Raw genomic sequence first — 25,815 nt, 5'->3', positions numbered from 1 at the left:
CGGAACCTGCCGACACTCTCCCGATGGGTCCGGCGGTCCGCCTGCCGGCCCTCCGGGCGGTCCCGCACCCGGCCCCGATAGGCTGGCCGCGCTATGGATTCCCGTACCGGTCTGCCTGTTGTCGGCATGGTGGGTGGCGGCCAGTTGGCCCGGATGACCCACCAGGCCGCGATCGCCCTCGGCCAGTCACTGCGTGTGCTCGCGACCGCCCCTGACGACGGAGCGGCGCTGATCGCCGCCGACGTCCAGTACGGCGACCACACCGACCTGGCCGCCCTGCGCACCTTCGCCAAGGGCTGCGACGTCGTCACCTTCGACCACGAGCACGTGCCCGCCGAGCACATCCGCACGCTGGCGGCGGAAGGGGTGACCCTGTACCCGCCGGCGGACGCGCTGCTGCATGCCCAGGACAAGCAGGTCATGCGGGAACGCCTGACCGAGCTGGGTGCGCCCAATCCGGCCTGGCAGCCGGTCGCCGAGCCGGCCGACCTGGTCGGCTTCGGCGAGCGGGTGGGCTGGCCGGTGGTGCTCAAGGCGGCGCGGGGCGGCTACGACGGCCGGGGCGTCTGGATGGTCGACGACGCCGCCCAGGCCACCGAGTTGGCGGCCACGCTGCTCGCCGGCGGCACCCGGCTGATCGTCGAGGAGCGGGTGCCGTTGCGGCGCGAGTTGGCCGTGCAGGTGGCCCGGTCGCCGTTCGGGCAGGTGGCCGCATACCCGGTGGTGGAGACGGTGCAGCGGGACGGCATCAACGTGGAGGTGTTGGCCCCGGCGCCCGGCCTGGACGAGGAGCTGGCGGTCTCCGCCCAGCAACTCGCCATCGACCTGGCCACCGCGCTCGGGGTGATCGGCCTGCTCGCCGTGGAGCTGTTCGAGGTACGCGACGACGCCGGCCGGCCGGCGATCGTGGTCAACGAGTTGGCGATGCGCCCGCACAACTCCGGGCACTGGACCATCGAAGGTGCCCGGACCTCGCAGTTCGAGCAGCACCTGCGGGCGGTGCTGGACTACCCGATGGGCGACACCGCGTTGACCGCGCCGGTGGTGGTGTCGGCGAACGTGCTCGGCGGCGAGCCGGGCGGCATCTCGATCGACGAGCGGTTGCACCATCTCTTCGCCGCCGAGCCGGGCGCAAGGTGCACCTGTACGGCAAGCAGGTGCGACCCGGCCGCAAGATCGGGCACGTCACGGTGCTCGGTGACGACCTGGACGAGCTACGGGCACGGGCCGGGCGGGCCGCGCGTTGGCTGCGCGAGGGGCACGAGTGAGCCGCGCCGTCGGGACCAGCGACGCCACCGGGAACGAGGAGAGGGCCGCAGTGAGCACGGTTGGGCTGATCATGGGCAGTGACTCGGACTGGCCGACCATGCGGGCCGCCGCCGAGGTGCTGGACGACTTCGGCGTGCCGTACGAGGTGCGGGTGATCTCGGCGCACCGGACTCCGGTCGCGATGATCGAGTACGGCCGCGACGCCGCCGACCGGGGGCTCAAGGTGATCATCGCCGGGGCGGGGGGTGCCGCCGCACTGCCGGGCATGGTCGCCTCGGTGACGCCGCTGCCGGTGATCGGGGTGCCGGTGCCGCTGAAGCACCTCGACGGCATGGACTCGCTGCTCTCCATCGTGCAGATGCCGGCCGGGATCCCGGTGGCCACCGTGTCGATCGGCAACGCCCGCAACGCCGGCCTGCTCGCGGTCCGGATCCTCGGCGCCGCCGACGAGGAGCTGCGCGCCAGGATGACGGCCTACCAGCAGGAGCTGGAGGAGTTGGTGGCCAACAAGGAAGCCGCCCTGCACGCAACTCTGCCGTAACCACTGCCACAGCTCGCCGGCAAACCCGGAGCATCGCCCGCACCCGACCCGCGAGCCGTGCCCGCAGCCGTCCCACGAACCGCGCCCCCGTGCCGGCAGCCGTCCCACGAACGCTGCCCACTCAGGCCGCCCGCTCACCCACCCCGCCGTGACCCTCCGGTCTCACCTCATGCCGCGGAGCGCGGTCTGTAGCCGCTCCTGGGCGCGGCGGCGACGCTCGTTGCTCGCGCCGAGCACCAGCAACAGGATGCCGACCGGGATGAGCGCCAGCCACGGACCGAGGCTGAACAACGCGTGGATCGCGGTGATCGCGGTGACCGACGCGCCGACGATCACCGGCGCCTGCTGCCGGCTGGACGAGCCGAAGATCAGCACCGCGACCGCGCCGAGCAGCAGCAGCATCTGCCGAATCGTGCTGGACTCGGTGGCCAGCACGATGGCCAACGTCGGTACGAAGGCGGCGACCAACGCTGGCCCGTACGCCACCCAGCTGCTCAGGTCCGGTCGGTGGCGCAACTCCAGGACTCCGACGAGGAGGGCCAACGCGGCGAACGGCAGCGTGTACGCCTCGGGCAGCGCCACGTCGGCGACGCGCATCAGGATCCACCACGCGGTGATCTCGCAGACCACCACCGCCCAGAACAGGATCCGGCGCTCCACCGGCCGCCGGCCGGGCCGGGTCGCCGCCACCCCGAGGACCGCACCCCAGGCGGCCAGCAGCGCGGCGATGTGCCGGGGTGAGTCGAACGCGAGGGCCAGCGCGATCAGTGCGGCAGCGTACCCGCTCCACTGCACCGTGGCGGCTTCCCGCTGCGCTTCAGGCTGTCGCAGTCGGGGCAGGACCGCCGCGAACACCTGGAGCACGGCCCCGACCGCGAGCACCCCGAACGCGGACCAGACCGGGGCCAGCCCGGCGACCAGGCCGGCGGTGAGCACGAAGAGCTGCGCCATCAGCGAGGCGAAGAGCCAGCCGAGGATGCGGGCTCGTTGGGTGGTGCCGAACAGGGCCGCCACCACGCCCACACCGACCGCCCCACCCAGAGTGAACAGTGTCAACTCCCGGGCGGCGAGGCTGCCGGCGAGCCCGGCGCCCCCCGCGGCCAACCCGATGACGAACACCAGGACCCGGGCCAGCCGCAACGAGCGGGCCGGCTCGACCAGCGGCGGTGGCGGGGTCAGCGCCAGGCCGAGCATCGCGATGGTGAAGACGGAGAGCGCGGCGAGGGTGCTCGCCGGCCAGCCGTTGCCCAACGCGACGGGCGCGATCAGCAGCGTGACGGCGGCTCCCGGCAGCACCACCGGCACCGCGCGGGAGCGACGCCCACCGCTGAAGCCGGTGGCGGCGAGTGCCGCCGTCGCGGTGAGCAGCAACGCCGTGAGCACGTGGGTGGGGTCCACCAGGTCCGGGGGCGGAGTCAGTAGCTCCGGCGGCGGGCCCTGCCAGATCCGGCTCAGCGTGCGGTGCGGCTCGACCAGAGCGGCGACCAGAGCGGGCGCGATCGAGGCGAGTGCCAGCGCGGTCGGCAGGGCCGCCGCGGCCAACGCCCCTGGCGGCCGGGTTGACCCGCCACCGCCGGCGCTCCGGGTCGTCCGGCAGTCGTCGCAGCGCGCCGTCGAGCCGTACCGCCCAGCGCCGGACCGGCTGGGCGGAGTTGGTGGGCGGCACGGTGGCCGCCCGGATCAGCTCGGCCAGTACGCCGAGCAGGGCTGCGGCGGCCGCGTAGACGCCTGCGGCGAGGCCGGTGGGGATGGCGGCGAGGGCGCTGATGAGGGCCCCGCCGACCACCGCCACGCTGACCCAGGGCAGGTACTGCGGCACCTGTCGGCGGACCGCGGCCACGGCGGCCAGGCCGAGGCTGGTCGCGGCCAGCGCGGCGGTCAACACCACCTGGGCCGAGTGTTCGAACTCGGCGGACAGCGCCGCCACCGCACCGGGAAGGGCGAGCAGGGCGCGCCGATCGCCGCACCACCGATCTGCGCCAGGTGCGGTGGCATCCCCTCGGTGTCGACGTCGCTGACCTGGGGGCCGGCGAGGACGCGGGCCAGCGCGGCCACCACCACCCCGATCAGCGCGATGCTGCCCAGCGCCAGCGCGGTGGTCCAGGGCCGGACCAGGCCGGCACCGGCGGCGTGCAGCGCGACGACGCCGGCGACGGTGGCCCGGGACAGCCCGGCCCGGGCCTCCTCGGTGGCCACCGCGGCCATCCCGTACACGGTGGCGACCATTCCGCCCACCAGCACCGGCGACCACCAGGCCAGATCGAACGCGGCCGGGGCGCCGATCGTGGCCAGCACCACCGCCGCGCCGGACACGTCCCAGCGCCAGGGCGGCGGGAGCAGGATGCCGGCGGCGAGGGCCAGCAGCGCCAGCGCGACGGGTGCCTGCCACGCGGCGCCGCCGACGGGAGCGGCCGGCCAGCCGCTCAGGTCGCCGTCCCAGATCGGGCCGGGGGTGGCCAGCACGCCGACCCCACCGCGTACCGCCGACCAGCCGGCGAGCACGCCGATCAGGGCGCCGCCGAGGGCGAGGCCGAGGATCGGCCCGCGTCGCCACTCCTCGGGCATGCTGCGGGCTCCGACGGCGACCACCAGGAGCAGGGCGGCGGCCACCGCCAACTGCCGCCCGGGGCGAGGACCGCCCCGATCCGTACCAGGGTGGCGACCAGCGCGGTGGTGACCGCCGCCGCGGCCAGGTCGGAGCCGTCGAGGGTGAGGTCGGCCCGTCGGCCGGCGTCGATGGACGGGGCCAGGAAGAGCAGCACCGCCGCGACCAGCAGCAGCGCACCCACCCAGGCATCGGCGACGGTCGCGCCGGGTGCCCCGAACGCGGCGGCGGTGACGATCAGCGCGCCCAGCCCGGTGCCCACCGACAGCGGCGCGGGGATGCGGCGTTGGGAGACCTGCACGACGGCGGCGTAGCCGAGGGTCACGCAGACCGCCAGGAAGCTTGCCGCCAGGACCGGGACGGTCACCTCGCGGAGGCTGGCCGGGGTCAGGGTCGGGTCGTTCGGCACTGTGGCGGCCACGAACGCGGCCACCGCCCCGGGCAGCGCGAACGCGGCGCCGCCGGCGGCCCAGGCGGTGACCGTTTCGGCGGCTGCCGAGGCGATCCGGATCCGGGCGGCCAACGCGACAAGCGTGCCGGCCACGAACAGGGTGATCAGGACCGCGGCGGTGAGGGCGGGGCTGGACAGGCTGGCACCGGCGCCGAACAGGCCCACCACGGCCGCCCCGACGGCGTGCGCCACCGCGGCCCGGTCGGTGCGGGCGGACAGCCCGACGACCCCGATGCCGATCGCGGTGACCACCATCGGCCAGGGGGCCATCGTCCATTCCAGACCGATCGAGGCCGGGACGGCGAGCGCGGTCAGCAGCGCACCGGCGACCGCGAATTCCCGCCGGATGTCCGACGGTAGGGCCAGCACCGCCGCGACGGTGAGCAGGAACGCGGCGGCCGCGAGTTGCCAGGTGGTCGGCCCGACCGCGGCGGCCAGCTCGCCCGGATACCGGTCGAGGTCGGGAGCCCAGGCGGGCAGCGCCGCCCGGACCGTCGCCACTCCGGCGCGGAGCGCGCCGCCGGCGACCACCAGGCCACTGACCGTCAACGCCACCGCCGAGGCGAGCTGCGGGCCGCGTCGGGCCGCCTCCGGGACCGCGCGCACCGCCAGCCCGGTCACCGTGATGACCGCCGCGATCAGCAGCAACGCCCGGCCGGGCAGTGCCACCGAGGCGATTCGGCTGAACGCGCCGATCACGGCGAGGGTGACGATGCCGGCGGCGACGTCGGGCAGCGGCGGTCGACGAAGCACCAGCGCGCCGGCCAGCCCGACCACGGCGGCCAGCAGCAGCACCACCCCGGCGCCGGTCGCGGTCGGCACCGTCTGCGCCCGCAGCAGCGCGGTGACCGCGTACGCGAGGGAGACGGCGACCGCCACCGCGTGCAGCATCCAGGTCAGCTCGCGGAGGCCGGGCACCGGACGGGCCGGTCCCGCCTGGGTCGCGCCCGCGTTGACGTCGATCAGCTCGGCGGCTTCCTCCGGGTCACCCTCGGGCCGATGCTCGGCGCCCCGCTGCCGTGGTGCCGACGGGGGGACCGGTGGTGGCAGGTCCGGCCGGACCGGGCGTTCCACGGCCACGCCGGAGCGGGCCAGGCCGAGGTCGAGGAGGGCGACCAGGGCCAGCACCAGCGCCCAGCCGCCCGGACCGGTGATCCGGTCGTACGCCAGCAACGGCAGCACCGGCTGCGCGGCGAGCACGGTGGCGAAGCGGGGTGCGCGCAGGTTCGTCCACCCGGTGTACCCGAGGGCGACGACCGCGGTGACCGCGAAGATCGCGCCGGCGAAGATCGTGGGTGAGGCGCCACCGACGCCGATCCGGTCCACCGCCCAGAGGGCGTTGCCGGCGAGCGGCACCAGCAGCAGGCCGACCGCGGCGATGGTCTCGGCGGTCGAGGTGAGCCCGCGTCGGGCCAGCGCCGGCGGGGCGAGCAGCATCAGCACGGTGGCCAGGAGCAGGATGCCGAGCCGGGCCAGCGCGTCCATCGAGCTGGTGGCCACCGCGGCGAAGACCACCGCGGCCACCCCGAGCAGCAGCGCGCCCAGCCCGAGGGGGATGTTCTGCACCTCCCGCGAGGAGGCCTCCGGGGGGTGCTCCGGGTCGTCCGCGTCGAGCCATCGGGGCGGGGGCGGCGGATCCTCCGGGGCCGGCGGGGTGCCCTGGCGGGGGACCCGGGGCGGCGCTCCGGCGGTGGCGGTCGGTGGCCGCCGGCCGGGGCGGCGGCGGAGCACCCGGCGTGGTCGGGTGGCCTGCTTGAGGCGCTCCTCGCCGGCGTGCGCGAGGATGTCCCGTTGGAAGAGCGCGGCCTGCATCTTGGCGGCGATCTGCCGCTGCTCGCGGGCGATGGCGGCGTCGCGCGCCTTCATCTCCGCGATCGAGCGTTCGATGTCCGCCAGATGCTCGACCCACTGTGGCTGGTCCGCCGCACAGTGCGGGCACCGAACGGCCGGCTTGATCTCCCGGCCGCACGAGGAGCATTGAAAGGTCGCCACGACACCCCTCCACCCGCACTGTGGACATCCACTGTCGCAGCATGCCCAAAGCTGGCCCGGATTTCGACTCTTGTCGGCGGGTCCGGGGCAAACAACGACACCGGCCGGCCATCGAGATGCTCGAGGACCGGCCGGTGGGTGTCGTTCGGGTCAGGGGCGACCCATGCCCCGGTACTCCCAGCCCGCCTGGGTCCACATCGTCGAGTCGAGGCAGTTGCGGCCGTCGACGACCTTGCGGCCGTTGACCAACTCACCGAGCGCGACCGGGTCGGCGTTGCGGAAGTCGGCCCACTCGGTGAGGACACAGACCAGGTCGGCACCGCTGACCGCCTCGTTGATGCCGTCCTCGTAGGTCAACTCGGGGACCGCCCGGCGGGCGTTCTCGGTGCCCTGCGGGTCGTACACGTGCACCTCGGCGCCGGCCTTGTGCAGCAGCGCGGCGACGGCGAGCGCCGGAGCGTCGCGGACGTCGTCGGTGTTGGGCTTGAAGGTGGCGCCGAGCACGGCGATCCGGGTGCCGGAGAAGTCCGGGCCGGCCGGGCCGGAGCGGCGGCCGAGCAGGTCGGCGGCGAGCTGGAGCACCCGGGTGCGGCGGCGCAGGTTGATCAGGTCGACCTCGTGCAGGAAGCGCAGCGCCTCGCCGGCGCCCAGCTCCTGGGCGCGGGCCTGGAAGGCCCGGATGTCCTTGGGCAGGCAGGCGCCGCCGAAGCCGAGGCCGGCCTGGAGGAAGCGGTTGCCGATCCGCGGGTCGTAACCGATCGCGCGGGCCAGCTGGGTGACGTCGCCACCGGAGGCCTCGCAGACCTCGGCCATCGCGTTGATGAATGAGATCTTGGTGGCCAGGAAGGCGTTCGCGGCGACCTTGACCAGCTCGGCGGTGGAGAAGTCGGTGACCACCAGGGGCACCTCGCGGTCCTCGGTGGCGGCCAGGTCGAACACGCCCTTGTGCGCGGCGTAGAGCATGCCGTTGGCCCACTCGCTCTTGACGCCGACCACGATCCGGTTGGGTCGCAGGACGTCGTCGACGGCGAAGCCCTCCTGGAGGAACTCCGGGCTCCACGCCACCTCGACGTCCAGGCCGTCGGGGGTGTGCTTGCCGACGAGCTGCTCGACCCACTCGGCGGTTCCGACCGGCACGGTGGACTTGCCGACGATCAACGCCTTGCGGGTCAGGTGCTGGGCGAGACTGGTGACCGACGCCTCGACGTACGACAGGTCGGCGCCCATCCCGTCGGCCCGCTGGGGGGTGCCGACGCAGATGAAGTGCACGTCGCCGAACTCGGCGGTCTCGGCGATGTCGGTGCTGAACCGGAGGCGGCCGGCGGCCAGGTTGCGGCGGAGCAGCTCGTCCAGGCCGGGCTCGTGGATCGGCACCTGACCGGCGTTCAACATCGCGATCTTGTCGGCGTCGACGTCGAAGCCGAGCACCTCGTACCCGAGCTCGGCGTAGCAGATGGCGTACGTCGCACCGAGGTAACCGGTCCCCAGGAACGTCACCCGCGGCCGGGGTGCGCCCGAAGGCGGTGTCACCGCAGCGATGGCGGGGGTCGGCTGGATGGTGGGGTAGGGGATCGTCACGCCTGTCTTCTCCGCTCGCACTGGCGTCGCGTCGTCGCGTCGCATTCTGCTGCGGCGCCTGGGCGGGGCACCGGAGGGGTGGCTCACTGTCTCGGTCTCCATCATCGCCCAGCGCGTGGGTGCACCCTCACGCCCATACCTACGCGCCGGTAACATCACCTGAACTGCAGTCGCTAGTCTTCAGTCTGCGCGGTCGGCGGTCAGGAGTCGTCACAGACTGCGCATGATAGCGGTGAAGGGGAGGGCCGAGATGGCCGCAGGGGAGTCGTTCGACGTCTACCGGTTGCCCGAGGAGCACCAGGTGATCCGGGAGGCGGTGCGCGAGATCTGCGCCGTGAAGGTGGCGCCGCACGCGGCCGAGGCCGACGAGACCGGGGAGTTCCCCAAGGCGTCCTACGACGCGCTGCGGGCGGCCGACTTCCACGCCCCGCACATCCCCGAGGAGTACGGCGGCGCGGGCGCTGACGCACTGGCCACCGCCATCGTGATCGAGGAGGTGGCCCGCGCCTGCGCGTCGTCCTCGTTGATCCCGGCGGTGAACAAGCTCGGCACGATGCCGCTGCTGTTGTCCGGTTCCGCGGAGATCAAGCGCCGCTACCTGACGCCGGTCGCGGCCGGCGACGCCATGTTCTCGTACTGCCTCTCCGAGCCGGAGGCGGGCAGCGACGCGGCGTCGATGACCACCAGGGCGGTACGTGACGGGGATCACTGGGTGCTCAACGGGGTGAAGCGCTGGATCACCAATGCCGGGGTGTCCGAGTTCTACACCGTCTTCGCGGTCACCGACCCGTCCGCCCGGTCCCGGGGCATCTCGGCCTTCGTGGTCGAGAAGTCCGATGCCGGGGTGAGCTTCGGCGCCCCGGAGAAGAAGCTCGGCATCAAGGGCTCGCCCACCCGCGAGGTCTACCTCGACAACGTGCGGATCCCGGCCGACCGGATGATCGGCGCGGAGGGCACCGGCTTCGGCACCGCGATGAAGACCCTTGACCACACCCGGGTCACCATCGCCGCGCAGGCCGTCGGGATCGCCCAGGGCGCGCTCGACTACGCCAAGGGGTACGTGGCCGAGCGCCGGCAGTTCGGCAGGGCGGTCGCCGAGTTCCAGGGGATCCAGTTCATGCTCGCCGACATGGGCATGAAGCTGGAGGCCGCCCGGCAGTTGACGTACGCCGCGGCCGGCAAGTCCGAGCGGGGCGACGCGGACCTCACCTACTTCGGCGCGGCGGCCAAGTGCTTCGCCTCGGACGCCGCCATGGAGATCACCACCGACGCGGTGCAGCTGCTCGGCGGCTACGGCTACACCCGGGACTACCCGGTCGAGCGGATGATGCGCGACGCCAAGATCACCCAGATCTACGAGGGCACCAACCAGGTGCAGCGGATCGTCATGGCCCGGCAGCTGCTGGCCGGCGTCGTCTAGCGCCTTGGTGCGGCGCTCCGCTGGACGACCGCCGGAGGGTCCCGGTGCCGTCGCGGCGGTCGCCCGTGCGGTCGGTCATCCGATCGCCGTACGGAGCGCCGGGCCCAGCTCGGCTGTCTCGATCTCGGCGGAACCCAGCAGGGCGCGGTGCGCGTTGCCCACCGGGGTCGGCTTGCCGACGGCGTAGCCCTGCGCGAAGTCCACGCCGTAGTCGCGGAGCAGACGCAGGGTCGCCTCGCTCTCGACGAACTCGGCGGCGGTCCGGATGCCCAGCCCTCGGCACATGTCGACGAACGACCGGACGATCACCTGATCCGGACGGGACTCCTCGATCTTGCTGATGAAGTCGCCGTCGATCTTCACCAGGTCGATCGGGAAGTACTTGAGGTAGGTGAACGTGCCGTAGCCGGAGCCGAAGTCGTCGAGAGCCAGCCGACAACCGATCTCCCGGATCCCGCAGGCGAAGTCGATGGCCTGGGTCAGGTTGCCGATCAGCGCCGTCTCGGTGATCTCGAAGGTGACCTGGGACGGGTCGATCGCGTGTCGCTTCACCACCTCGTACACGTGTTCGAGCAGGTGCGGATCGCCGAGCGAACGGCCCGAGACGTTCACCTGGTAGTGCGACGTCCGCGGTCCGTGTGCGATCAGCTCCATGGTGTGGTCGATGACCCAGCGGTCTATCGGCCAGATCTCGTCGACCCGTTCGGCGACGTCGAGGAAGGCCGACGGTGCCACCGGCTGGCCGGTGCCGTCGAGCACGCGCAGGAGAATCTCCTGACGGGTGATCTGGTTGAGGCTCAGGTCGAGAATCGGCTGGGCGTAGAGGGCGAAGCTGTTTCCGGCGACCGCCGCCCGGATCCGGCTACGGCAGGTCTCCTGCCGCTCCTCCGGACGGGCCGGCTGTCGCAGCACGGTCAGTGCCACCCGCTGCCGCCTGGCCTGCCGCCACCCGCTCTCCGCGTCCACCAGCAGGTCGAAGCTGCTGCTGTCGTCGCCCTCCTGGTACCGGACCAGACCCCCCCAGGCGTCGAGGCGTACCCGTTCGCGGTCCTGCCCGACGACGAACGAGTGACTGCGCAGGCTGTCGATGATGCTCTCCGCGATGGTCGTGGCCGACGTCATCGTGGTGTTCTGTAAGAGGACGCCGAACTCACCGGGGCCGACGAGCCCGCACACGGCGGTCCGGCGGGCGACGTTCTTCACCACACCGGCTATCGCGGCAGCGAGCCGATCCTGGGTCGCGTGGTCGTGCCCCGAGTTCGGCAGGTTCAGCGGCTCGGCGGCGACCACCAGCAGGGCGCCTGATCCTGCGCGTTGGGTCCGGTCGAGTTCGTCGGCGAAGCGGGGGCGGGTCAGCAGGCCGGTGGCCGGGTCGCGGCTGATCAGTTCGGTCCGGGCGGTCTCGCACCGGCGGGCGAGCCGGTCCCGCTCCTGGCGGGCCAGCTCCAGGTCGGTGACGTCCTGGCCGGTGCCGATGATGCCGTGCGGTTGGTCGAACCGGTCGATCAGGACCTCGATGTAGCAGTGCACGTAGCGGGTGGCGCCGTCCGGTCGGACCACCCGGTACGTGGTCTCCTTGACGGTCTGCTCCCGCCACGCCGAGTGGATGGTGCGTCGGACGCCGTGCGCGTCCTCGGGATGGACCAGTTCGAAGAGCAGGTCGGTGGAGGGCCGGACGGTGCCGGGGGCGCACCCGAGGATGAGGGACATCTCGTCCGACCAGGAGATCTCGCCACTGGCGGAGATCCAGGTGATGGTGCCCAACTTGGCCAGTTGGGCCGCGCGGGCGATCCGGGCGGCCTCATCGGCGTCGGTGTTCAGCGGGTCGTGCGGGTCGACGTCCACGACGAGGTCTCGCCCGGCCGTGGCGGCGTGGGCGTAGGCCTGCTGGATCTTTCGGCTCGCGCGCCGGGCCCGCGCGCGTTCCAGTGGGGTGGGGGTACGTTCGGCCGCGAGAGCCAGCACGTCGTCGAGGTTCACCGTTACCTCCCCGTCGTTGGCTTGTTGAATCCGGCCTGTTCCGCGAGGCGCTGCAGATGTTGGCGCGCCTGCTGCTTGTACGCCCGGACGGTGGTGTGCGCGAGACCCAGCATCTTGGCGATGTCGAGGTCACACCAGCCGTCGAAGAAAAGGACGAAGACCTCTGCCTGCCGTGGCGGAAGCTGTTGGAGCCACGCGACGAGCAGTTCGTCCGCCTCCCGGGGGTCGGTCGGCTGGGTGAGGAGTTCGGGTGGCAGCTCGTCCAGGTTCGTCGTGGTGGTGTTGGTGCGGGTCCGCCGGCTCTGCTGTCCCAGGAGCTTGTGCCGCGCCGTCTTGAACACCCAGGCCAGGGGCTTCTCGAAGCCGCGGATCTGGGCCCACTTGGCCCGGGCGGTGATGAACGTCTCTTGGACGGCCTCGTCCACGAGGTCGCGGTCGGTGCAGCGGGCGCGCAGGAAGCGCTCGACCCGCAGGAAGTTCTCGTCGCAGAAGGCGGCGAAGGTGGCGTCGAGCTCGGCCGGCGTCGGCTCCGTCGAGCGGGTCGCGGCGCGGGCCACGGCCGAGCTGTTCGTGATCATGCCGCCTCCTTGTCGCTTGTCCGCTGTGGTCCGCGCAGTTCCACGACGCGGTGCCCGTCGCGGTCCCGTTCGTCGACCTTGATGTTCTCGTGGCGACCGTTCACCAGGCTGATCAGGCCGGCGGCTCGGGTCGCCGTCCGGGCGGACAGTTCCCGCTCCGCCTGGACCCGGGTGCGGTGCCGGAGGTAGGCACGGACCAGTCCGATCGCCACCCCGGCCACCAGCCCCAAGACCATGCCGGTAGCGCTGTCGGGAAGAAGCCCTCGCAAATGATCGTTCATCCTCGCCTCACGCATCCGTAGTTGCCTTTCCGCATATAACTCTCTGTGGAGGGGGCGAATGTAGGTGGCGGCGCCGGGCGATTCTGCGATCATGATCAGCTAATAGTCATTGACCTGGGCCCTCTCCACCGTCCGGCCACAATAGAGGGTCCGTTCGGGTGGGTCGGAGAAAAAACGTGAATGTCGCGCTCCGTATTCGGACTGCGGCTGATGGTGCTCGCCTTCGAATGGGATTTGCATTAGCCGAGAATTGCGGCTTCACCGCCCGGCGGAACGCGCCCACAGGTGGTGACTCCCCACACACGGGAATCGTGATCGACCTCGGTGACGTTGCAACCCTAGAGGATCATCCTCGTCCGCCCCGCCTCGTCACTCTCTCGTTGACGGCGCGTCTGCCCCCGCACGGAGATCGAGATGATGAAGCAGCTGTCGACGAAGACCGGCCACGACTCCTCGTCCGGGCGGGAGGTGCCGCCCGGCGACCTGATGACCAACCGGCAGCGCACGCAGCTCGTCCTCGTGCTGGGCGCCTTGATCGCGATCGGGCCGTTGACCATCGACATGTACCTGCCCGCGCTGCCCGCCATCACGGCCGGTCTGCGAACCACCGAGACCGCGGTGCAGCTGACGCTGACCGGCACGTTGATCGGCCTGGCGTTGGGTCAGCTGCTGATCGGGCCGCTCTCCGACGTGGTCGGGCGACGGCTACCGCTGCTGGCCGGGCTGGCCGCGCACGTCGTGGCGTCCGTGCTGTGCGTGTTCGCGCCCAACATCGCCGTGCTCGGCACGCTGCGGGTATTGCAGGGGCTCGGTGTCGCGGCCGCCACCGTGGTCGCGACCGCCGTCGTCCGCGACCTGTTCAGCGGCGCCTCGTTCGCCCGGATCTTCTCCCGGCTGATGCTCGTCATGGGTCTGGCGCCCATCCTCGCGCCGACCCTGGGCAGCGCCCTGCTGAGCTGGACCGACTGGCGGGGCGTCTTCGCCGCGTTGGCGGTGCTGGGCGCGCTGCTGATCGTCGTCGCCGCGTTCCGACTGCCGGAGACCCTTCCGGTCACCCGTCGCCGGCACGGCGGAGTGGGGGCCACAGTGCGCGACTATCGGGGGTTGCTCAACGACCGGGCGTTCGTCGGCCTGGTGCTGGTGGCCGGGCTGGCGATGGCGGCCCTGTTCGCGTACGTCTCGGGCTCGTCGTTCGTGCTCCAGCGCGAGTACGGCCTCGACGAGCAGCAGTTCGGCCTGGCCTTCGGGGCCGGTGCGGTCGGCCTGATCGGGGCCACCCAGTTCAACGTCCGGCTGCTGCGCCGCTACACCCCGCAGCAGATCCTGGTCGGCGCCCTGATCGCCGGAACGGCCGCCGGGCTGCTGCTGATCGTGTTCGCCGCGACCGGCTTCGGCGGTCTCGGCACCCTGCTCGCATCACTGTGGCTGGTCCTGGCCGCCGCCGGTCTGGCCCTGCCGAACGCTCCGGCGCTGGCGATGAGCCGGCACAGTGAGGCCGCTGGCACCGCCGCGGCGCTGCTCGGCGCGGTGCAGTTCGGTGTCGGCGCGGTGTCGGCACCGCTCGCCGGCCTGTTCGGCACCGGGAGCGTGTCGATGGCGATCGTCATCGCGGGCGGCATGGCCGCCGCGCTGGTCGTCATGCTCCTCGTCGTGCCTCGCGCCAGCCTCGGCGCGGTCGACCCGGACCTCGCGGTCGCCGGGCACTAGCCGGCCCGCACCGGGCGGCGCTCCAGCTGGACAGCGGGCGGGCCGTCACCCGGCCCGCCCGACGATCAGCGGATCTCGGTGGTGTCGTCCTCCGGGCGCGGTTGACCGCGCGGCGGGGCGGACCAGGGCGATTCGCCACCCACCCGACGGGGCAGCGGCTCGGTCGGTGTCGAGTCGGTCGGGTAACCGAGAGTGAGGGGCGCGGTGTCGCGCTCGGTGGGCGCGGGCGACGGCCAGTCGGTCAGGGTGAAGTCGTCGTTGCCCGGGCCGGCGTCCGCCGCCGGGGCGGGGGCCGAGGTCGCAGCGGCCGTCGGGGTCGGCCACGGCCGCCAACGCTGCACGCTGAAGGTCGCCATCAGCAGCAGTAGGCCGATCAGGAAGAGCGTGCCGTTCTCCACCGGCAGCCGCAGCGGCAACGGATCGCCGAACACCTTCCAGTCGTGCGGGATCGCGTCCCGCACCGAGAAGGGTGCCACGAACATCCCGATGTACGGGGTGACCAGCAGCGCCCCGGCCACCAGCGGGCCCAGCGGCGAGAAGCGCAGCGTGCCGAGCAGGCCCAGCAGGACACCACCGACACCGAGGTACACGGCCGGCTCGATCAGGTTGGCCGTGTTGAAGGTGCCGGTCTCCACCCAGCGGTCGACCGTCCGGCTCGACCCGTCCTGCCCCAGTGTGACCAGCACCCAGGTGATGGGCGCCACCACCAGCCCGGCGAGGAAGCTCCAGAGATGTCGCATCCGCGCACCGTACCGTTTTCGACATGACTGAGCACCTCTCCGCCGCTCCGAACGGCAAGCCGACGTCGTACTCGCGCGTCACTCTCAGCAAGATCATGACGGCGGTGGATGTGAACCTCTACGGCACCGTGCACGGCGGAGTCCTGATGAAGTTCGTCGACGACGTGGCGGGGGCCGCCGCCGCCCGACACAGCGGCGGAACGGCGGTGACCGCCGCGATCGACGAGATCGTCTTCTCCGAGGCTGTCCGGGTCGGTGATCTCGTGCACGCCCACGCGCAGGTCAACTGGACCGGCCAGACCTCGATGGAGGTCGGGGTCCGGGTGGTCGCCGAGCGCTGGGACTCGGCCGAGGACGCGCCGGTCCGGGTCGCCACCGCGTACCTGGTCTTCGTCGGGGTGGACGTCGGCGGGGCGCCGCGCGCGGTCCGCCCGGTGCTGCCGGAGACGGCGGAGGACGAGCGCCGGTACAAGGAGGCGGAGATCCGCCGTGCGCACCGCCTCGCCCGCCGCCGCGCCATCCAGGCCCACCGCGCCGGCTGACCCACACGAGGTGGCCGGGTGGAGTGTGGGACGGGCACGCGTCGGTTGGCGCACCCGGTGCGCAGAATGGCGCTTCGAGGTAGGGCAAGATGGCGCCACGCCCAGTCACAGTGTCGTGCCGGGCCAGGGGAGGGGTGGAGCAGTGGGTGACATGCTGTGGGCGCCGCCGGCGGACGTACGCGACAGGTCCCGGATCGGCACCTACCTGCGCTGGTTGCGGGAGCACCGTGGGCTGGACTTCGCCGACTACGACGAGCTGTGGCGCTGGTCCACCACCGATCTGGACGCGTTCTGGCGCTCGATCTGGGACCACTTCGAGGTCGTCGCGCACACCCCGCCGACCGCCACCCTCGCCGAGCGGGGGATGCCCGGCGCCCGCTGGTTCCCCGGGGCCACCCTCAACTACGCGGAGAACGTGCTGCGCATGCCGGGGCGGGCGGACGACGACCCGGTGGTGATCGCACACGGGCAGACCCGCCCGCCGGTCACAGTGAGCGCGGCACAACTGCGCGACCAGGTCCGTCGGGTGTCGGCCGGGCTGCGGCGGCTCGGCGTCACCGCCGGTGACCGGGTGGCGGCGTACGCCCCGAACATTCCCGAGACGTACGTCCTGTTGCTGGCCACCGCCAGCCTCGGTGCGATCTTCTCGTCCTGCGCGCCGGAGTTCGGCACCCGTAGCGTCACCGACCGGTGGCAGCAGATCGAGCCAACAGTGCTGGTCGCCGTGGACGGCTACCGCTACGGCGACAAGCCGGTGGACCGGCGGGCCGAGGTCGCCGCGATCCGGGCCGCCCTGCCGTCGCTGCGGCACGCCGTGAGCATCGGCTACCTGGACCCGGCTGGCGTCCCGCCGGAGGGTGCGGTGAGCTGGGCCGAACTGGCCGCGCCCAGCGACGAGCCGTTGACGTTCACGCCGGTGCCGTTCGACCACCCGCTGTACGTGCTCTACTCCTCGGGCACCACCGGGCTGCCCAAGCCGATCGTGCACGGTCACGGCGGCATCCTGCTGGAGCATCTGAAGATGCTCGCCCTGCACCACGACCTGGGCCCGGCGGACCGGTTCTTCTGGTTCACCACCACCGGCTGGATGATGTGGAACTTCCTGGTCTCCGGGCCGGCGGTGGGCGCGGCCATCGTGCTCTTCGACGGCAATCCCGGGGTCCGGGCGGAGCCCGGCCGGCCGGCTGAGCCGGACCTCGGTGCGCTGTGGCGGCTGGCGGCCGAGACCGGCACCACGTACTTCGGCACCTCCGCGCCGTTCCTGCTGGCCTGTCGCAAGTCCGGGCTGGTCCCCCGGGACAGCGCCGACCTGTCCGCGCTGCGCGGGGTCGGCTCCACCGGTGCGCCGCTGCCCGCCGAGGGCTTCCGCTGGGTGTACGAGGCGGTGGGCGACCACCTCCAGCTCCAGTCGCTCTCCGGCGGCACCGACGTGTGCACCGGCTTCGTCGGCGGGGTGCCGCTCCTGCCGGTGTACGCCGGCGAGATCGCCTGCCGGGCGTTGGGTGCCAAGGTGGAGGCCCGATCCGCCGACGGCACGCCGGTCATCGGCGAACTCGGCGAACTGGTGATCACCGAGCCGATGCCGAGCATGCCGGTGGGCTTCTGGAACGACAGGGACGGCGTCCGCTACGCCGAGGCGTACTTCGACGTCTACCCGGGGGTCTGGCGGCACGGCGACTGGATCACCATCAACGAGCGGGGCGGCTGCGTGATCACCGGACGCTCCGACGCCACCCTCAACCGGGGCGGGGTGCGGCTGGGCACCGCCGAGTTCTACTCGGTGGTGGAGGGGCTGGACGAGGTGCTGGACTCCGTCGTCGTGCACCTCGAGGACGACGAGGGCGGCGCCGGCGAGCTGCTGCTCTTCGTGGTGCTGGCCGAGGGTCTGGAGTTGGACGACCCGATGCGCGCGAAGATCTGCCGCGAACTGCGGACCGCGCTCTCACCCCGGCACGTGCCCGACGAGATCCATCAGGTCCGTTCGGTGCCACGCACCCTCTCGGCGAAGAAGCTGGAGGTGCCGGTCAAGAAGATCCTCACCGGAACTCCGGTCGACCAGGCCGCGGCCAAGGGCGCCCTGGCCAACCCCGAGTCCCTGACCGCCTTCGCCGCGCTGGCCCAACGCCGACCTCCGCACAGGACGCCCGCCTGACAGTCGCCGGTGCGGCTGCGTCACGGCAGCGGGTGGGTGACCTTCTCCGTGCTCAGGCGGGTGGGGAGGCTGGCCGGGGCCAGGTTGGCGCAGAGCACGACGGTGGCCGCCCGGGTGAGCGGGGCCAGCAGCCAGTCCACCGGGTCGGGGTACCGGGCGGTGTCGACGAGGATCCGCGCGCCGGGCTCGATGCCCAGCTCGGTGGCGCGGGCCTCGGCGCGGGCGAGCAGGTGCGCGTCGGTGGGGCCCGGACCGGGCTGCGGTCGGAAGTGGTCACCGTGCCGGCGTACCTCGACCACGTAGTCGGCGAACCCGGGCGGCACCTGCCGGAGCGGGGCGGCGAGCGGGGCCAACCCGAGGGCGTACCGCTCGTCGGCCGACCAGGACTGCGCCTCGTCGAACTGGTCGGCGGCGGCGAAGAGGACGTCCACGTCTCCCGGCGTGTCGACCACACTCAGCTTGGCCGACCAGCAACCCAGCAGCACCGCCGCGGTCTGCCAGTGCGGTGGCAACAGCACGCCGGCCGGGGTGCCCGGCGCGAGACCCACCTCGTCGACCAGCAAATTGGCGGTCTTCGCCACCCAGTTCGCCAGGGTGGCGCCGGAGAGTTCGGTACGGTCGCCGCTGGCGTCGTCGTACCAGGTGAGCAGCGGTCGGGTCGGGTCGGTCGCGAACGCGTCGGCGAACACCCGGGCAATGTTGTCGGCCATCGGCGCGAACGATACGCCCCTGCGGGCCGTACTCGATGACGATGACAAGTCGGCGTACCGTCGGGTCGCAGTCAGCGTCGGCCCCGCGTGCCGGCGTAGGCTTGACCCCCGGAGTGTTGTTCCCCACAGACCCGCCAGTGCAAGGAGTCGCCCCGTGACCGCCGGTCGCCCGCCCCGCGTGCTCATCGACGCCACGAGTGTCCCCGCCGACCGTGGTGGCGTCGGTCGATACGTCGATGGCCTGCTCGGTGCCCTCGGCAAGGTGTGCGGGTCGGGGGTGGAGCTGGCAGTGGTCAGCCTCCGCACCGACCTGGAGCGTTACACCCGGATGCTGCCCGGCGCGGAGATCGTCCCCGCGCCGGCCGCGGTGGCGCACCGTCCGGCCCGGCTCGCGTGGGAGCAGACCGGCCTGCCGCTGCTCGCTCAGCAGGTGGGCGCGCACGTGCTGCACTCGCCCTTCTACACCTGCCCGCTGCGGGCGGGGTGTCCGGTCACGGTCACCGTGCACGACGCGACGTTCTTCACCGAGCCGGAGCATTACGACAAGTCGCGGCGGACGTTCTTCCGCAGTGCCATCAAGACCTCGCTACGCCGCGCCGACCGGGTGATCGTGCCGAGCAAGGCCACCCGGGACGAGCTGATCCGGCTGCTCGACGCCGACCCGACCCGCATCGACGTGGCCTACCACGGCGTCGACCAGGCCGCCTTCCACGCTCCCACCGAGGAGGAGAAGGCCCGGGTACGCGCCCGCCTGGGGCTGGGTGACAGCAGCTACGTGGCCTTCCTCGGGGCCAAGGAGCCGCGGAAGAACGTGCCCAATTTGATCCGTGGCTGGGCGCGTGCGGTGGCCGACCGGGTCGACCCGCCCGCCCTGGTGATCGCCGGTGGGCAGGGGCACGACGACGACATCGACCGGGCGGTGGCCGAGGTGCCGTCGCACCTGCGTCTGCTGCGCCCCGGCTACCTGCGCTACGGCGACCTGCCGGGTTTCCTCGGTGGCGCGCTGGTCGCCGCCTATCCGTCCTACGGCGAGGGGTTCGGGTTGCCGATCCTGGAGGCGATGGCGTGCGCCGCCCCGGTGCTGACCACGCCTCGGCTCTCGCTGCCCGAGGTGGGCGGCGACGCGGTCGCGTACACCTCGGAGGACCCGGAGCAGATCGGCACGGATCTGGCCGCCCTCCTCGACGACGAGCAGCGACGGTTGTCACTGGCGAAGGCGGGCTTCGACCGGGCCAAGGAGTTCACCTGGGAGTCCAGCGCCGAGGTGCACATCGCGGCCTGGAGTCGGGCCCGGTCCTGATCCGTCGCCGCTGATCGTGACCGGTGCCACTACGGGCAGGTCCGTCGGGCATGATGTGCGGATGCTTTATGCGGTCATTCCGGCAGGTGGCAGCGGCACAAGGTTGTGGCCGTTGTCCCGCGCTGGCCACCCCAAGTTCCTCCACCCGCTGACCGGTACCAGCGCGTCGCTGCTCCAGGCGACAGTGGCACGGCTCGCGCCGTTGACCACACCGGATCGGACCCTGGTGGTCACCGGGGCCGCGCACGTCGCGGCGGTGGCTCGGCAGCTGACCGGTCTGCCGGAGGAGAACATCCTGGTCGAGCCCTCTCCCCGGGACTCCTGCGCGGCGATCGCGTTGGCCGCGGCGGTGATCGCGATACGCGACCCGGACGCGGTGATGGGCAGCTTCGCGGCGGACCACCTGATCCGCGACCCGGACAGCTGGGTGCGCACCGTTCAGGAGGCGGTTCGCGGGGCCGAGCAGGGCATGCTGATGACCGTCGGGATCACTCCGACCCGGGCCGAGACGGGCTACGGCTACCTGGAGACCGGCGACGAGACAGCGGATTCGCCGTGGCGGCCGGTGGCCGAGTTCAAGGAGAAGCCGGGCGCGGAGGTCGCCGAGGCGTACGTCCGTTCGGGCCGGCACCTGTGGAACGCGAGCATGTTCGTGTGGCGGGTGGACGTCTTCCTCGCCGAGCTGGCCCGGCAGCAGCCGGCGTTGCACGCCGGCGTCACCGCGATCGCCGCCGCCTGGGGCACCCCCGAGCAGGACGAGGTTCTGGGCGCGATCTGGCCGACCCTGCCGAAGATCTCCGTCGACTACGCGGTGATGGAGGGCGCGGCCACGGCGGGCCGGGTGGCGACGGTGCCGGGCGACTTCGGCTGGAACGACGTCGGCGACTTCCACACCCTGGGTGACGTGCTGCCGGCTGACGAGGCGGGCAACGTCGTGCTCGGCACCGAGGCCAAGCCGGGTGTGCTGCTGCGGGACAGCAGCGACCTGGTGGTGGTGCCGCAGTCAGGTCGGCTGGTGGCCGTTCTCGGGTTGCGCGACCTGATCGTGGTGGACACCCCGGACGCGGTGCTGGTCTGTCCGCGCGACCGGGCCCAGGACGTCAAGACCCTGGTCGACGAGCTCAAGGAGCGAGGCGAAGAGGGCTACGTCTGAGCGCCGCGAGGGCCGGTGCGACCAGCTGCACGGTCCCACCGGCCAGTGGTTCGGGCAGCTCGTCCGCCGGAAACCAGCCCAGCGCCTCGGCCTCGTCGCTGACCTGCTCCACCGCCGCCGGTGGGGCCAGCACGGCGAACCGTACGTCGTGGTGCAGGGAGCCGCCCTGACACCGCACCTCGTGCACGTCCACGTCGATCGGCACCGGGTCGATCCGCAGGCCGGCGATGCCGGACTCCTCGGTGGCCTCGCGCAGGGCGGCGGCGACCAGGGTCTGGTCGACCGGCTCGCAGTGCCCGCCGAGCTGCACCCAACGCCCGAACTTGCCGTGCAGGCAGAGCAGCACCCGCGAGCCGGTGGCGTCGAGCACCAACGCGCTGGCGGTGAGGTGCCCCGGGCGGTGCTGCCGACTCATCGCGACCGGGCCGGCGGCGAGCAGAGCGAGGGTCCGGTCGCGGGCCGTGGCCGACTCCGGGCTGGTGGGCTGCCAGCCTTCGAGCAGCGCGGTGGCGTCGGCGTGCAGCGCGGCGTACGCCTCGGGGTCGGTCGAAGGGGTGGTCGGTCCGGTGATCGCGGTGTCGGGCACCCCGACACTCTACGAGCGCGTGCCCTGTCTGGTGGCTGGGTGACCCGGCGACTCGGCAACTTCGCGGTGGCGGCCACCCGGCCGGGAGTCAGGCGGGGTGCGCGTGCGGGATGACCGGACGGCACCTCTGCGGAGCAAGGGCCGCAGACCCTCGTGGTGCCGTCCGATCGTCGGGGCCTGTCCGGCCCCGGTGCCCAGCACCTGTGCATCAAGGACGCGTCGGCACCGTGTTCGGGCATTCGAAGCATGCCGAACCGGCCCCGGAAGCGTCGAGGTTTTTCAGTCCTGGCTTAAAGATGGAGATTATCGCCGGCCGGGTAGAGTCGAACGGTCACCTGGCATCCCCCTGCCGGCGACACTGGAGCGCTCCATGCTGAAGATCCACTTTTCTGGGGAGGACATCCTCCGGACCCGGGTGGCGCCGGCGGCGGACCCGGTCTGGGAGCTGGTCCTCAGCCTGCACGTGCTGCGGGGCCGCGACCGCGATCCGCTGACCGCCGACTGGCGCCGGAACGTCTCCCGGAAGCTGCGCCACGACGCCGCCTCGGAGCAGCTCCGCCTACTTCTCGCGTTGAGCCCGCCGCGCGGGTACTTCCCCGACTTCCTCACCCCCTACGACAGCGTCGACGGCTTCGAAGCCGGGCTGGACGCGCTCCGCCGGACTCCCACCGAGCTGTTGCGCCGGGACCTGAGCGTGCTGGCCACCGAGAACCAGCTGCCCTCCTCGGCGGCCGCGCTGGCTCGGGGCGAGGTGGCCACCCTGCACCACCTCGCCGAGTCGATGGAGCAGTACCGGTCCCTGGCGATCAGCCCGTACTGGAGCCGGATCCAGACCGCGGTCGCGGCGGACCGCGCACGTCGGGCCCGGGCGCTGCTCGACGGCGGCGTCGAGGGTCTGCTCGCCAGCCTCCGGCCCGCGATGCGCTGGGACAGCGGCGTGCTCGAGATCCACAACTACCCGCACAGTCGGGAGCTGCACCTGGACGGTCGGGGGCTACTGCTGGTGCCGTCGTTCTTCTGCGCGGCCACCCCGGTCGCCCTGCTCGACCCCGCGTTGCCGCCGGTGCTGGTCTACCCGGTCGACAGGCTGGGCGGGCTGGCGCCGGCGGACCGCGTCGGAGCGGGATCGGCAGGGGTCACCCGCGACTCCCTCGCCGCGCTGCTCGGCCGTACCCGGGCGGCGGTGTTGCAGGCCAGCGACGAGGGCTGCACCACCGGCGAGGTCGCCCGGCAACTCAACATCTCACCAGCGGCGGCGAGCCAGCACGCCACCGTGCTGCGCAACGCCGGCCTGCTGGTCAGCCACCGGGAACGCAACAGCGTGCTGCACACGCTGACCCCGCTCGGCCGGGCCATGCTAAACGCCTGACCCGGCCGTTCGGCCGTCTCTCAGAGGGCGAGCGCGGCGCTGGCCGGGCTGCCCGGGGGCGGTGGCAACAGGGTCGACCCGACGCCCTCGGCGGCCAGCGCGATGCGCAGTCGGTGCAGGTCGGCGCCGAACCGGACCAGACCCATCGGCTCGACGGGCGTCGGGGCCGAGCCGAGCAGCAGGGCGGCGCCGTCCGGCCACCCGGGCATCTCGGCGACCAGTCCGGCGCGTACCTCCACCTCGTCGACCAGGGTGAAGACCGTGCCGGGGGCGACCAGCTCGGCCACCGCGTCGATCGCCCGTCGCACCGCGGTCAGGTCGGCCGGCGTCGGGCCGGGCCCGTCGGCCAGGGTGGCGGCGTCGGTCAGCCCGGCGGCGCGGGCCTCGGCGGTACCGAGCGAGAAGAGGTCCTGCGCGGCATCGCGGATCAGCGTCCGCGCGCCACCGGCGTCGTCCTGGCTCGTGGCGGAGAGGTAGCCCCGCACCACAGCGACCGGCACCTGGTCGCACTTGCCCTTGATCAGCTCACCGGCACCGGCCAGCTCGTCCACCACGGCCATCTGGGTCAACTGCAACTCGTTGCCGTACGGGTCCACCTCGCCCCGGTGGTCCCGGATGGCCGGCATGCCGGCCACCCCGAGCGCCACGTCGGTGAGCCCGTTGCGCCAGGGCCGACCCATCGTGTCGCTGACGATGACGGCCACGTCCAGGTCGTAGCGTTCCCGCAGCGCGTCGCGGAGCGCCCGCGCCGAGGCGTCCGGGTCGACCGGCAGCAGCACCAGTTGGGTCTTGTCCACGTTCGACGCGTCGATTCCGGCGGCGGCCATCACGAAGCCGTGGTGGGTCTGCACGATCCGGGTCGCCCCCCGGCTGGCGACCACCCGGGCGGTCTCACCGGCCAGCACCTCGTCCCGGGCGGCCAGCCGCTCGGGCCCGTCCGCCGGGACATCCACCAGCCGCCCCTCCGCCTTGGAGACGATCTTGCTGGTCACCACCAGCACGTCGTCGTCGCGCAGCCACGGCGCGGCGGTCGCGATCATCGCGGCCAGGTCGTCACCCTCGGTCACGTGGCCGATGCCGAGCACCGGCAGGATCTCCAGCCTCACGTCAACTCCACCGCGGCGCGGACCATGGCCGCCGTCGCCGCCTCGTCGGTCATCAACAGCGGCACCGCGCGGACCGTCACGTCGGGCACCACAGTGCCGGCGTCCTCCTCGGCCACCAGCCAGCCGTCGAGCAGGCCGCCGTCCGCCCGACCGCCGTACAGTCGGCCCACCCCGGCCGCGCTGCACTCGACACCGAGCACGTCGAGGCAGCGGTCCGCCATCCCCCGCACCGGAGCGCCGCCGATGATCGGCGCGACGCCCACCACCGGTGCCGGACCGTCGGCCACCGCCTCGCGCAGCCCGGGCACGGCCAGGACCGGTGCCACACTCACCACCGGATTGCTGGGCGCGACAAGCACCAGGTCGGCGGCGCCGATCGCGTCCAGCACACCGGGTGCCGGCTTCGCCGCCTCCGCGCCGACGAAGACGAAGCGGTGGGTCAGGATCTCGGCCCGGTACCGCACCCACCACTCCTGGAAGTGGATGGCCCGCTGGCCCTGGTCGTCCTCCACCACCGCGTGCGTCTCCAGCCGGTCGTCGGTGGCCGGCAGCAGACGCACCCCCGGCTGCCACCGGCTGGACAACGCCTCGGTGACCGCGCTCAACGGGTAACCGCCGGTGAGCATGGTGGAGCGCACCAGGTGGGTGGCAATGTCCTTGTCACCGAGGCCGAACCAGGTCGGCTGCGCCCCGTACGCGGCCAGCTCCTGTTTGACAGTCCAGCTCTCGCCCACCCGACCCCAGCCCCGCTCCGGGTCGCGCCGCCGCCGAGGGTGTACATGACGCTGTCCAGATCGGGACAGATCTTCAACCCGTGCAGCCACAGGTCGTCGCCGACGTTGACCACGGCGGTCACCTCCGCGCCGACCTCCCGGGCGTACGCCCGGACGCCGAGCAGGAACCGGGCGCCGCCGATGCCGCCGGCCAGTACCACGATGCGCATGTCGACCATCCTCGCGCACGTGACGCCTCCGATCCGTCGGCGGCCCAGGAGACTAGGCTCACGTGCGCCCTGTCCGCTCATGCCCCGAGGGGGAGCTCGTGACCAGCCCCGCCGAGCCCGCGTCCGCCGACGCGACGCAGGCCCGTCAGCTGACCAAGCCGCTTCGTGAGCTAGCCGCGCTCGCGCTGCTCGGCGCCAACGCCGTGTTGCTCTTCGTGGGCCTGCTCCGCTGGATGGCCTCGGACGACTTCACCAACGGTGCGGGAGGCGCCTTCTGGGCGTTCATCGGGCTGGAGGCGGTGGTCCTCCCGCTGCTGGCCGTGCTGCTGGCGACGCACGTCTCGCCGGTGCTGCCGAAGGCGAAGCTGATCACGCAGGCGGCTCTCATCGAGTACGCGGTGAGCGCGCTGTTCGGCACGCTGACCATGCTGATCTGGACGGTGGGCCGACTGGCCGACGCCGAGGTGCTCGACGCGCTGCTCGGTGTGCTCAGCCGGTTCGCCTGGATGGTGATCTTCGCGATCGCCGCCTGGGTGGTCTACACCGTCTGGCGCGCCCACTACTACGTGCCGCGGCCCAAGCCCCAGCCGGGCGTCTACGGCCAGCCGCAGCCAGGCTGGCCGCAGCAGCAGGGCGGCTGGCCCGCCCCGGGTCAGCCCGCTGGTCAGCCGGCGGGCGGCTGGCCTGCTCCCGGCCAGCCGGGCGGCTACCCGCAGGGGCAGTTCTCCAGCCCGTACGCCCAGCCGTCCCCGCCGTTCCAGGCACCGCAGTCCGCCCCGCCACACCCGCAGTCCGCGCCGCCGTTCCCGCAG

The 25,815-nt window shown here is 72.6% G+C and carries 17 protein-coding genes and 3 pseudogenes; 10 read left to right on the top strand and 10 right to left on the bottom strand.

From position 1 onward, the window contains the following. Positions 1-93 precede the first annotated feature (93 nt). Positions 94-1,268: pseudogene (locus tag JM949_RS04340) on the top strand (5-(carboxyamino)imidazole ribonucleotide synthase). 50 nt (positions 1,269-1,318) lie between these two features. Further along, complete coding sequence (gene purE / locus JM949_RS04335) at positions 1,319-1,810, top strand: 5-(carboxyamino)imidazole ribonucleotide mutase (RefSeq protein ID WP_203147147.1); 492 nt, start codon at positions 1,319-1,321, stop codon at positions 1,808-1,810. A gap of 162 nt (positions 1,811-1,972) precedes the next feature. On the opposite strand, the pseudogene JM949_RS04330 reads toward purE, so the two are convergent. Beyond that, a pseudogene (locus JM949_RS04330) lies at positions 1,973-6,858 on the bottom strand (SCO7613 C-terminal domain-containing membrane protein). A 150-nt stretch (positions 6,859-7,008) separates the two neighbouring features. Beyond that, positions 7,009-8,436, bottom strand: a complete 1,428-nt coding sequence (locus tag JM949_RS04325; RefSeq protein ID WP_203147146.1) for a UDP-glucose dehydrogenase family protein — start codon at positions 8,434-8,436, stop codon at positions 7,009-7,011. A 250-nt stretch (positions 8,437-8,686) separates the two neighbouring features. Between JM949_RS04325 and JM949_RS04320 the strand changes: the two genes are divergently transcribed. Continuing rightward, positions 8,687-9,856 carry an acyl-CoA dehydrogenase family protein gene (locus tag JM949_RS04320; RefSeq protein ID WP_203147145.1) on the top strand — a complete coding sequence of 390 codons (1,170 nt, stop codon included), beginning with the start codon at positions 8,687-8,689 and terminating at the stop codon, positions 9,854-9,856. Positions 9,857-9,931: 75 nt separating this feature from the next. Here JM949_RS04320 and JM949_RS04315 read toward each other — a convergent pair whose 3' ends face one another. The 3 genes from JM949_RS04315 to JM949_RS04305 are packed head-to-tail and all read right to left on the bottom strand — an operon-like array spanning position 9,932 to position 12,650. Then, positions 9,932-11,836: an EAL domain-containing protein gene (locus tag JM949_RS04315; RefSeq protein WP_203147144.1), complete on the bottom strand. Its 1,905-nt coding sequence runs from the start codon at positions 11,834-11,836 to the stop codon at positions 9,932-9,934. 2 nt (positions 11,837-11,838) lie between these two features. Beyond that, complete coding sequence (locus tag JM949_RS04310; RefSeq protein WP_203147143.1) at positions 11,839-12,414, bottom strand: RNA polymerase sigma factor; 576 nt, start codon at positions 12,412-12,414, stop codon at positions 11,839-11,841. Continuing rightward, positions 12,411-12,650, bottom strand: coding sequence for a hypothetical protein (locus tag JM949_RS04305; protein WP_238432571.1), 240 nt, complete (start codon positions 12,648-12,650; stop codon positions 12,411-12,413). The genes JM949_RS04310 and JM949_RS04305 overlap by 4 nt, the downstream gene beginning before the upstream one ends. Before the next feature lie 459 nt (positions 12,651-13,109). Here JM949_RS04305 and JM949_RS04300 point away from each other — a divergent pair, with 459 nt between their 5' ends. Continuing rightward, positions 13,110-14,402 carry a multidrug effflux MFS transporter gene (locus JM949_RS04300; RefSeq protein WP_238432570.1) on the top strand — a complete coding sequence of 431 codons (1,293 nt, stop codon included), beginning with the start codon at positions 13,110-13,112 and terminating at the stop codon, positions 14,400-14,402. A 65-nt stretch (positions 14,403-14,467) separates the two neighbouring features. On the opposite strand, the gene JM949_RS04295 is transcribed toward JM949_RS04300, so the two are convergent. After that, positions 14,468-15,142, bottom strand: a complete 675-nt coding sequence (locus JM949_RS04295) for a hypothetical protein (protein WP_203147141.1) — start codon at positions 15,140-15,142, stop codon at positions 14,468-14,470. A gap of 23 nt (positions 15,143-15,165) precedes the next feature. Here JM949_RS04295 and JM949_RS04290 point away from each other — a divergent pair, with 23 nt between their 5' ends. Next, positions 15,166-15,684 (top strand): acyl-CoA thioesterase, encoded by a 519-nt coding sequence (locus tag JM949_RS04290; protein WP_030337966.1) that lies wholly within the window; start codon positions 15,166-15,168, stop codon positions 15,682-15,684. A 142-nt stretch (positions 15,685-15,826) separates the two neighbouring features. Further along, positions 15,827-17,836 (top strand): acetoacetate--CoA ligase, encoded by a 2,010-nt coding sequence (locus JM949_RS04285; RefSeq protein ID WP_203147140.1) that lies wholly within the window; start codon positions 15,827-15,829, stop codon positions 17,834-17,836. Between the two features lie 20 nt (positions 17,837-17,856). Here the strand turns inward: JM949_RS04285 and JM949_RS04280 are convergent, their stop codons facing one another. Beyond that, entirely contained in the window at positions 17,857-18,546 is a 690-nt protein-coding gene (locus JM949_RS04280) for a TIGR03089 family protein (protein WP_203147139.1), read from the bottom strand. Positions 18,547-18,700: 154 nt separating this feature from the next. On the opposite strand from JM949_RS04280, the gene JM949_RS04275 reads away from it, so the two are divergent. Continuing rightward, positions 18,701-19,846 carry a glycosyltransferase family 4 protein gene (locus JM949_RS04275; RefSeq protein ID WP_203147138.1) on the top strand — a complete coding sequence of 382 codons (1,146 nt, stop codon included), beginning with the start codon at positions 18,701-18,703 and terminating at the stop codon, positions 19,844-19,846. Between the two features lie 61 nt (positions 19,847-19,907). Next, positions 19,908-20,999 carry a mannose-1-phosphate guanylyltransferase gene (locus JM949_RS04270; RefSeq protein ID WP_203147137.1) on the top strand — a complete coding sequence of 364 codons (1,092 nt, stop codon included), beginning with the start codon at positions 19,908-19,910 and terminating at the stop codon, positions 20,997-20,999. Here JM949_RS04270 and JM949_RS04265 read toward each other — a convergent pair. Beyond that, entirely contained in the window at positions 20,968-21,585 is a 618-nt protein-coding gene (locus JM949_RS04265) for an NUDIX hydrolase (protein WP_203147136.1), read from the bottom strand. The genes JM949_RS04270 and JM949_RS04265 overlap by 32 nt on opposite strands. Before the next feature lie 370 nt (positions 21,586-21,955). Here JM949_RS04265 and JM949_RS04260 point away from each other — a divergent pair, with 370 nt between their 5' ends. Beyond that, positions 21,956-22,954: an ArsR/SmtB family transcription factor gene (locus tag JM949_RS04260; RefSeq protein ID WP_203147135.1), complete on the top strand. Its 999-nt coding sequence runs from the start codon at positions 21,956-21,958 to the stop codon at positions 22,952-22,954. 20 nt (positions 22,955-22,974) lie between these two features. On the opposite strand, the gene JM949_RS04255 is transcribed toward JM949_RS04260, so the two are convergent. Together JM949_RS04255 and cofD are read right to left on the bottom strand one after the other, a co-directional pair. Next, on the bottom strand, positions 22,975-24,060 hold the full coding sequence (locus JM949_RS04255; RefSeq protein WP_203147134.1) for a coenzyme F420-0:L-glutamate ligase: 1,086 nt from the start codon (positions 24,058-24,060) through the stop codon (positions 22,975-22,977). Then, positions 24,057-25,003: pseudogene (gene cofD, locus JM949_RS04250) on the bottom strand (2-phospho-L-lactate transferase). The gene JM949_RS04255 and the pseudogene cofD overlap by 4 nt, the downstream one beginning before the upstream one ends. A 98-nt stretch (positions 25,004-25,101) precedes the next feature. Between cofD and JM949_RS04245 the strand changes: the two are divergent. Next, positions 25,102-25,815, top strand: a 714-nt coding sequence (locus tag JM949_RS04245) for a single stranded DNA-binding domain-containing protein (protein WP_203147133.1), incomplete at its 3' end; no start/stop codon positions are given.

The organism is Micromonospora tarensis (assembly GCF_016803395.1).
In the GTDB taxonomy this organism is placed as follows: Bacteria; Actinomycetota; Actinomycetes; order Mycobacteriales; family Micromonosporaceae; genus Micromonospora; species Micromonospora tarensis.
Note: the sequence above shows the minus strand (reverse complement) of the source record. Positions and strands in the feature narration are given on the sequence as shown.